The sequence below is a fragment of the Olsenella sp. AGMB03486 genome, assembly GCF_040884255.1.
Taxonomy (GTDB): Bacteria; Actinomycetota; Coriobacteriia; order Coriobacteriales; family Atopobiaceae; genus Olsenella_L; species Olsenella_L kribbiana.
This window is the reverse complement of the sequence record NZ_JBEVTM010000037.1, coordinates 1-8,363: the sequence shown is the minus strand read 5'-3', so window position 1 is coordinate 8,363 and position 8,363 is coordinate 1. Positions and strand designations below refer to the sequence as shown.

The 8,363-nt window shown below is 59.6% G+C and carries 8 protein-coding genes; 6 read left to right on the top strand and 2 right to left on the bottom strand.

What is annotated here, in order from left to right; translation table 11 throughout:
• Positions 1 to 45: 45 nt before the first annotated feature.
• The gene (locus tag ABVS03_RS11160; protein WP_330972341.1) at positions 46 to 312 is read right to left on the bottom strand and encodes a type II toxin-antitoxin system RelB/DinJ family antitoxin; all 267 of its coding nucleotides are present in this window, start codon (positions 310 to 312) and stop codon (positions 46 to 48) included.
• Between the two features lie 286 nt (positions 313 to 598).
• Here ABVS03_RS11160 and rph point away from each other — a divergent pair, with 286 nt between their 5' ends.
• From rph to nagB, 3 genes are all read left to right on the top strand, one after another.
• Positions 599 to 1,354, top strand: a complete 756-nt coding sequence (rph, locus tag ABVS03_RS11155) for a ribonuclease PH (protein WP_330972340.1) — start codon at positions 599 to 601, stop codon at positions 1,352 to 1,354.
• A 2-nt stretch (positions 1,355 to 1,356) separates the two neighbouring features.
• Positions 1,357 to 1,989 (top strand): RdgB/HAM1 family non-canonical purine NTP pyrophosphatase, encoded by a 633-nt coding sequence (rdgB, locus tag ABVS03_RS11150; RefSeq protein ID WP_368019165.1) that lies wholly within the window; start codon positions 1,357 to 1,359, stop codon positions 1,987 to 1,989.
• A 171-nt stretch (positions 1,990 to 2,160) separates the two neighbouring features.
• Positions 2,161 to 2,895 carry a glucosamine-6-phosphate deaminase gene (nagB, locus tag ABVS03_RS11145; RefSeq protein WP_330972338.1) on the top strand — a complete coding sequence of 245 codons (735 nt, stop codon included), beginning with the start codon at positions 2,161 to 2,163 and terminating at the stop codon, positions 2,893 to 2,895.
• A gap of 112 nt (positions 2,896 to 3,007) precedes the next feature.
• On the opposite strand, the gene ABVS03_RS11140 is transcribed toward nagB, so the two are convergent.
• Positions 3,008 to 3,748, bottom strand: a complete 741-nt coding sequence (locus tag ABVS03_RS11140) for a GntR family transcriptional regulator (protein ID WP_330972337.1) — start codon at positions 3,746 to 3,748, stop codon at positions 3,008 to 3,010.
• Between the two features lie 211 nt (positions 3,749 to 3,959).
• Here ABVS03_RS11140 and ABVS03_RS11135 point away from each other — a divergent pair, with 211 nt between their 5' ends.
• The 3 genes from ABVS03_RS11135 to ABVS03_RS11125 all read left to right on the top strand — a co-directional run.
• A complete protein-coding gene (locus tag ABVS03_RS11135) occupies positions 3,960 to 5,291 on the top strand; it encodes a 6-phospho-alpha-glucosidase (protein ID WP_368019164.1) in 1,332 nt (443 codons plus the stop codon).
• A gap of 61 nt (positions 5,292 to 5,352) precedes the next feature.
• A complete protein-coding gene (locus tag ABVS03_RS11130) occupies positions 5,353 to 6,801 on the top strand; it encodes a PTS transporter subunit EIIC (RefSeq protein WP_368019163.1) in 1,449 nt (482 codons plus the stop codon).
• 96 nt (positions 6,802 to 6,897) lie between these two features.
• The coding region (locus ABVS03_RS11125) for a serine hydrolase domain-containing protein (protein ID WP_368019162.1) at positions 6,898 to 8,363 on the top strand (1,466 nt) is incomplete at its 3' end.

Genomic DNA, 8,363 nt, shown 5'->3' with positions numbered 1-8,363 from the left:
TTGATAGTCAATCCAAGCCTGATCATCCCATAGATAAGGCATGCTCTATTCCTCGATGAGGTCATGTTCGGTCTCATGGCCGTCAAGCATGCGCTCGTAACGGTCTTCCATCTGAGCAATGAATTCAGACTTGCTCGGGGTTGGCTTGCGCACGTCGAAGGGGAATCCCCCGTCCTGGACGAAGCGCTTCATGAATACCGTGATTGCGACCGTGGGCGTGAGACCGAGGTCCTCGGCGGTGCTATCGAACTCGCGCTTGAGGTTGACATCGACGCGACTGCCCAACGGAACGGTTGTAGTTGATGCTGCCATGATAACTCCCGACTACATATGACAACAATACAAGATTAATTGTCTGCAATATACCAGTGATTGTGCATGTTATATTACTTCGGCAGCTTCCAGAGGCTGCGCAGCACTCATATGGCTCGAGTACAGACTCCGCAAACGTGCGAATCGGAGAGCTGCAGCGAACCTGTCTTGGAAGGGCTCACCGTGCTTTCCATGCGGACGAGATGAATGGCGGGAATGAGTGACAGGTGCCCAAAGGCACATGGCCTTATGATGGAGAGGACTGGCAAAGACTCAGGAGGTCAGCATGGAAGACAAGGTAGCTCAAGGCTCTGTGCCCGAGCGCTCCTATGGACGCTCGCTCGAGAAGATGCGCCCCGTGAAGCTCACCCGTGATGTTATGAAGAATGCCCAGGGCTCGTGCCTGGCCGAGTTCGGCGATACGAAGGTGCTCTGCTCGGCCACGATCGAGGAAGGCGTGCCCGCCTGGAGGAAGGGCCAGCGTGCCGGCTGGGTGACGGCCGAGTACGCAATGCTTCCTGCATCCACGTCGAAGCGGACGCCGCGCGAATATCGCGGACGCAAGGGCCGTTCCATGGAGATAGAGCGCCTCGTCGGCAGGAGCCTCCGGAATGTCTGCGACATGCGCCGCATGGGCGAGATCACGGTGACCGTGGACTGCGATGTCCTGCAGGCAGATGGCGGCACGAGAACGGCCTCGATCACAGGTGGCTGGGTTGCGCTCTTCGAGGCGCTCCGTGCGTGGTGCGATGCCGGCAAGATCAATCACATCCCCATCACCCATCAGGTAGCAGCAATCTCCATGGGCAAGGTCGGAGGATTGCTGATGCTCGACCTCGACTACCCGGAGGATTCGTCTGCCGAGGTCGATATGAACCTCGTCGAGCGTGATGATGGAGGCATCGTCGAGGTGCAGGGCACAGGAGAGCGGGCGCCGCTCACGCGCGAGGAGCTCAATGCCCTCCTCGATATGGGAGATGCCGGCATAAAGGAGCTGCTTGCGCTCCAGAAGAAGATCACCGGATTCGAAGCGAGAGGATAGCCATGAGGAATATCGAAGAGCTTGACCCGGCAAAGACGGTCGTCGTCGCTACCGGCAATGCCCATAAGGTGAAGGAGATCGAAGCGATCCTGGGGCCCGTGCTCGAGGATATGGAGTTCGTCGCCTTGGGCGAGCTCGGCGACTTCCCCGACCCCATCGAGGACGGCGATACCTTCGCCGCCAATGCCCTCATCAAGGCCGAGGCGGCGCTTGAGGAGACCGGCCTTCAGATGGCGGTGGCAGACGACTCGGGCCTCTGCGTCGATGCGCTCGATGGGGCGCCCGGCATCTTCTCTGCCCGCTGGGCCGGCGAGCACGGAAACGACGATGCGAACAACACGAAGCTCGAACATGCAATGAAAGATGTGCCGGATGATGCGCGTGGTGCCCACTTCCATTCGAGCGTCGTCTTCGTCTCGAGCGACGAGGACGGGGAAGAGGTGCTCCACGGCGAGGGAGACTGCCCGGGAAAGATCGGACATGAGCGCAGGGGAGATGAGGGCTTCGGCTACGATCCGCTCTTCCTGCCTGATGCAACGCCGGGGCGTACGATGGCGGAACTGACGATGGAAGAGAAGAACAAGATCTCCCACCGCTTCCACGCACTCGAAGATCTCGCAGAGAAGCTTCGCTAGGAAAGGGGCCGCAAGGCCCCTTTCTCATGGAGAAGTTGCCAAAATTGGTATCAAAATATCAAACCTTGGGTATCTCGCGCTTCTGACGTTTCCGGCTGCCTATAATCGGCAGTGATAGAGAGAGAAAAGGCAACGGAAGGGCTTTGAGGCTCTTCCAGATAGGAGACTTCCATGAGGATTGTACGCTGCAAGGACTACAACGATATGAGCCGCAAGGCTGCCAACATCATCTCTGCCCAGGTCATCCTGAACCCGAAGTCCATCCTGGGACTTGCCACGGGTTCGACGCCGATTGGCGCCTATGCGCAGCTCGTCAAGTGGTATGAGAAGGGCGATGTCGACTTCTCGCAGGTCGAGACCTACAACCTCGACGAGTACCGCGGACTCACGCATGAGGACCCGCAGTCCTATCACTACTTCATGCGCAAGAACTTCTTTGACGGCATCAACATCGACCTCGCAAAGACGCATGTGCCGGATGGTGCCGACCCCGATATCGAGCATGCCTGCTCCACCTACGACCAGATGGTGGCAGATGCCGGCTTCTGCGATCTTCAGCTCCTCGGTATCGGCAACAATGGCCACATCGGCTTCAACGAGCCGGATGACGTGTTCAGCAAGGGCACGCACTGCGTGAACCTGACCGAGTCCACGATCAAGGCAAACTCCCGCCTCTTCGAGTCCGAGGACCAGGTGCCGCGCCAGGCCTACACGATGGGCGTCCAGACAATCATGCGTGCCCGTTCGATCCTCGTCGTCGCCAATGGCCCGAAGAAGGCCCAGGCTGTCTACGACATGATCTATGGCCCCGTGACGCCGAAGGTCCCTGCCTCCATCCTGCAGCTGCACACGAACTGCACGGTCGTGGCAGACGAAGAGGCGCTTGCCCTCTGCCCGAAGGAGTAGGCAGAATACAGGCAGCGTACAGCCGAAGGCCTCCGGAGCCCCGCTCCGGAGGCTTTTTCGTATCCTGGCGATATCTGCCGGACGCTATACGCGACGGCAGCATCGTGCATGCCTAGGGCAAAGGAGTGCGCGTCGCCGAATCGAAGAAGTGGAACCAGTTCGGAAGATACTTGCTTTCGACATGCTCGAACTGGTCTCCCGCCGAGTCGTAGGTACGCGAGCGCACCACGGCAAGCCAGAGCGGCTCCGCGATGCCGAGAAGGCGGATGTCCTCCCTGGTGGGCTCTTCGACCGTGACCTCGCGGTTCGATACGGCAATCTCGAGACCCAGGTCGTGTTCGCAGTAGCGGAACAGCGAAGAGACTGCCACCTTCTCGTCGATTCCCGGCACCACCTTCGAAAGGAACAGGTGCCGGTCTATTGCCATCGCCTGTCCGTTGAGCGAGCGCACGAGATTCACGCGGGTGAGGTCCTCTCCTTCAGGAAAGCCTGACATATGCGCGAGGGCGGGCGTGCATGCAACATGGTCGAGCAGGAACAGCTTGGCCGACGGGACGGCTCCGATCGAGCGGGCAGATTCGGTGAACGACGTGAGCCCATCGACGCGGAAGGTGCTCTCGGCTGCATTCTGCTTGGCTGGCAGATAGATGACGCGCACGCCGCGGCCCTTGATCGAGGTCACCATGCCTTCGTTTGCAAGCATCGATATCGCCTTGCGCACGGTCATCCGCGAACAGCCGAATTCCTGCGTGAGGCTTGCCTCTGACGGCAGGTAGCTCTGCGGCGCGAAGCTGCCGTCAAGGATGCGCTGCCGCAGGTTCCGATAGATTTCGTCGTATATGGCTTTTCCCATCGCGAGGCCTCCTCCAGCAGCGCGGGATGTGCTGCCGCTATCTCCAGTATGCCCCAATGGTGGGGCGGGAGAGAGATGTCTAGCCTGTTTAGACAGGCCCTGCCGTCTGGAGGGAAAACGCTGCCGCTTGCCCAGACATGAAAACATATCTAGACAGGAACGCTATGGTTGCAGATGGAGCGCAAACCTATCTAGACAGGAAGGGGCCTCTATGGGAAAGCAGAGCTATGCCGTGACGATTGCGGGAGGCGGCTCGACCTATACGCCAGGAGTCGTGCTGATGCTACTGAACGATGCGGAGAAGTTTCCGGTCAGAAAGATCGTCCTCTACGACAATGACGCCGAGCGGCAGAAGACGATAGGAGACGCCTGCGCCATCTATATCAGGGAGCGCCACCCCGAAGTCGAATTCTCCTACACGACCGATCCTGCCGAGGCGTTTTCGGGCATCGATTTCGTGCTGGCACAGATTCGCGTCGGCAAGTACGCGATGCGTGACAAGGACGAGAAGATACCGCTGAAATATGGGGTCCTCGGCCAGGAGACCTGCGGACCTGGCGGCATTGCCTATGGCCTGCGCTCGATCGGCGGCGTGATCGGGCTCGTGGACTACATGGAAAAGTACTCTCCCGATGCTTGGATGCTCAACTACTCCAACCCTGCTGCAATCGTCGCAGAAGCGACGAGGAGGCTTCGCCCCGATTCGAGGATCATCAACATCTGCGACATGCCGATTGCCCTGATGGACATCATGGCATCGATGTGCGGGCTCAAGGACTACCGCGATCTCAGCTATGGCTATTATGGCCTGAACCACTTCGGATGGTGGTGGAAGATCGAAGACCATGCCGGCCATGACCTGATGCCGCATATCAAGGAGTGCATGGCGCGCAACGGGTATGCCGATGCTACGGCGGGGCTCGAGTTCGTCGATGCATCCTGGCAGGCGACCTTCGAAAAGGCGAAGGATGTCTATGCAGTCGATCCTTCGACGATACCGAACACCTACCTCAAGTACTACCTGTATCCCGACTACGTGGTCGCCCACACAGACCCGAAGCATACCCGCACCGACGAAGTGCGCGAGGGGCGCGAGAAGCGTGTCTTCGGGACCGCGCGCGAGATTGTCAGGCGCAACACAGCGGAGGGGTTCGGACTCAAGCCGGACGAGCACTCCGAATACATCGTCGATCTGGCAAGTGCCCTTGCAGAGAATGCGAAAGAGCGCTTCATGCTGATCGTGCCGAACCACGGGGCAATCGAGAACTTCGATTCCGATGCCACGGTCGAGATTCCCTGCATCGTTGGCTCGGATGGCTATGAGAGAATCTGCCAGGGGAAGATCCCGCAGTTCCAGAAGGGGCTCATGGAGCAGCAGGTGAGCGTCGAGAAGCTTGCGGTCTCCGCCTGGATCGACCACTCCTACCAGGAGCTTTGGCAGGCATTGACGCTGAGCAAGACCGTGCCTTCGGCCGCAGTCGCAAAGCAGATCCTCGACGATCTCTATGAGGCGAACAAGGAGTTCTGGCCCGAGCTTTCGTAGCCGGGAGCAAGATGGATGCACAGGAGAGGGAAGGGCACGCCCTTCCCGGAAAGGGTATGAAATGGGCGCATATGACAGCCTTGCTGCCCAGATCGTCGACAAGGTCGGCGGCAGCAGCAATATCGTCAACATCTCGCACTGCATGACAAGGCTTAGGCTCAAGCTCAAGGATGACAGCATTGCCGATACCAAGGGCATCGAGCAGCTCGACAAGGTCATCCAGGTCGTGAATGCCAATGGCCAGTACCAGGTCGTCGTCGGCATGAACGTGATCGAGGACCTCTACGATGCGGTTGCGGAGCTGACAGGTGCCGAATCTCTCGGCGAGGTCACAGAGGACGGAGAGCCCGTCAAGCATCAGAATGCCGTCTCTGCCCTGATCGACCTCATCTCCGGCATCATCGCCCCGATCCTTGCCGTGCTCTGTGCGGCAGGCATGATCAAGGGCATCCTGACGATTGCGGTCTTCCTTGGATGGATGTCGGCGACAGATGGCCTCTACCAGGTGCTCTATGCAGCAGGAGACGGCTTCTTCTACTTCCTGCCGATCATCTTGGGCTATACCTCGGCCAAGAAGTTCCACTGCTCCGAGTTCATCGGCATGACGCTCGGCATAGCTCTTACCTATCCAGCCATGGTCAACATCACGGCGGGCACCGTGCTCGGAACGGTCTTTGCCGGCACGCCCTTCGCAATGAACTACTACGCAACGCTTCTGGGCATCCCCATCATCATGCCTGCCTCCGGCTACACCTCCTCGGTCATTCCGATCATCCTTGCGGTGTGGGTTGCCTCGAAGCTCGAGAAGTGGTGCCGGACGCACTTCAACCAGTATGTGAAGTTCTTCTTTGTCCCCTTCGTCGTGCTTGTGGTCTGCGTTCCTCTGACCTATCTCGTTATCGGTCCTGTCGCCACGATCATCACGGATGCCCTGAGCCTGTTCTTCAACTCCCTCTATAGCATCCCTGTCATCGGCGGTGCGCTTGGCGGAGCCGTGCTCACGGCCATCTGGCAGCCTATGGTCGTCTTCGGCTTCCACTGGTCTGTCATTGCGCTCATGCTCATGAACATCGGCTCGCAGGGCTTTGATGTCATCATGGCCCCCTATATGGTCTGCTCCTTTGCCCAGGTCTTTGCCGTGCTTGCAATGCTTCTCAGGACGAAGGACACCAAGCTCAAGGAAATCGGATGGCCTGCCTTCATCACCGGCTTCTTCTTCGGTATCACCGAACCCTGCATCTACGGCGTCACTCTTCCCCGCAAGAAGCCGTTCTGGATCTCCTGCATCGCGTCTGTGCCGGGCGGCCTTTTCATCGGCCTTATGGGCACCCGCATGTTCGAGTTCACGGGCGGTGCCTTCTGCGCGCTGCCGGGCTTTGTCGATCCGACCGGTGAGATGGGCGCAAGCTGCGTGCTCTATGTCCTTGTCGGCATCGCGATCTCGAGCGTCATCTCGTTCATCATGACCTTCGCGACATACAAGGACGAGCCTCGCGCAGACGCTGCCTAGAGAAGGCTCCAGATTCTGTGCTTTCAGGCGATGCCCCGCTCTTGGAGCGGGGCATCTTGCCAGAGACACTATCGTATGTGCTGGAAGTGATGTGCTGTGAAATTCGATAGATCATGCGGAACCAGATACCTCGAGCTTCTCAGGAAGCGGGGCATCGAGGTCCGCTCTGTGGTGGTGCGCCAGGATGGAGAGGTGGCCTTCGCGCACTCTTCGGCGCCTTTTGCGCTCGATCAGGTCCATCCGCTCTACTCGGTCACGAAGTCCTTCACCTCATGCGCTGTCGGCATGCTCGAGAACGAGGGCAAGATCGTGCTTTCCCGGCCATGGATCTCCTATTTTCCGGAGTATGCCCCAGATGTGGCCGATCCGCGCTTTCTCGATGTGACGGTCCGTGACCTTCTGACCATGCAGATGGGACAGGACGCAGAGCCGGCGCTTGCCGGAGACGATGACTGGGCCAAAGGCGTTGCCGGAAAGCCGCTTGCCCACGATCCGGGGAGCGTCTTCTTCTACAATTCGCTGTGCTCGCATCTGCTGAGCATGCTGGTCGAGCGCGTATCGGGCGTGCCGGAAGATGCATTCCTTGCCAGGAGGCTCTTTGCTCCTATGGGCATCGTGCACTGGTGGTGGGAGCATGACCGCCATGGGCATGCGACAGGCGGCTTTGGCCTGCATCTTGCGACGCCCGATCTCGCGAAGTTCGGGCAGTGTCTGCTCGATGGAGGAAGATGGGAAGGAAGGCAGCTGATACCGCGCGCGTGGGTTGCGGCAGCAACCACGCGGCAGGCAGAGACGGCACCCTTCTATCCAGCGTCTGCCACCGAGGACAGGAATGGCTACGGCTATCAGTTCTGGATGTGTGCAGGGGGAGGGTTCAGGTGTGCCGGGCTCTTCGGACAGCTCTGCTATGTCCTGCCCGAGGAGCACCTGGTCGTTGCGGCCTCGAGCTCCACGACAGGCTCGAAGCCTCTGATGGATGCCCTCTACGACGTGCTGGGGATTGCTCCCTGCTGGAGGCCGGCCTTGCCGCAAGCGGCGCTTGCCCATGAGCTGGAAGGGGCCGGCAGCGAGGATCTCTCGTGCATTCCCTGCCTGCAGGGGCTTCCCCGCTCTCCTTTCGTACCGATTCCTGCCGAAGGGATCCTGCGTCCGCTGGATGGCGCCCAGGGATTCACGTCGCTCAGGATCGCTGCCTCCGAGGGTGCTGTGCCAGAGCTTCTGGTCGAGCTTGAAAGGGGTGGGGAGACCTTCAGCATGCAGGCGGGCTATGGAACGTGGCGAAAGCTGGAAGCGGGAAAGCGCCCGGTGGGCAGCCTCTTCCCGTTTGCGACGGCATCCTCCGAGATCGCAGTCCCGCCCTCCTGGGCAGCGGAAGCTGCCTTCGGCTCCTTTGCCTGGATATCCCCGTCGACGCTTCTGGTGGAGACGCGCGAGCTCGATTCGACGCGCAGATGCACGGTTCAGATCTCGTTCGACGGCAACCATATCGTGGCCAGCGTCTCGGCAGAGGGGATGCTCTCAGGAGCCAGCCCCTCCTCATATGTCCTGGTAGCGCCGCGCCA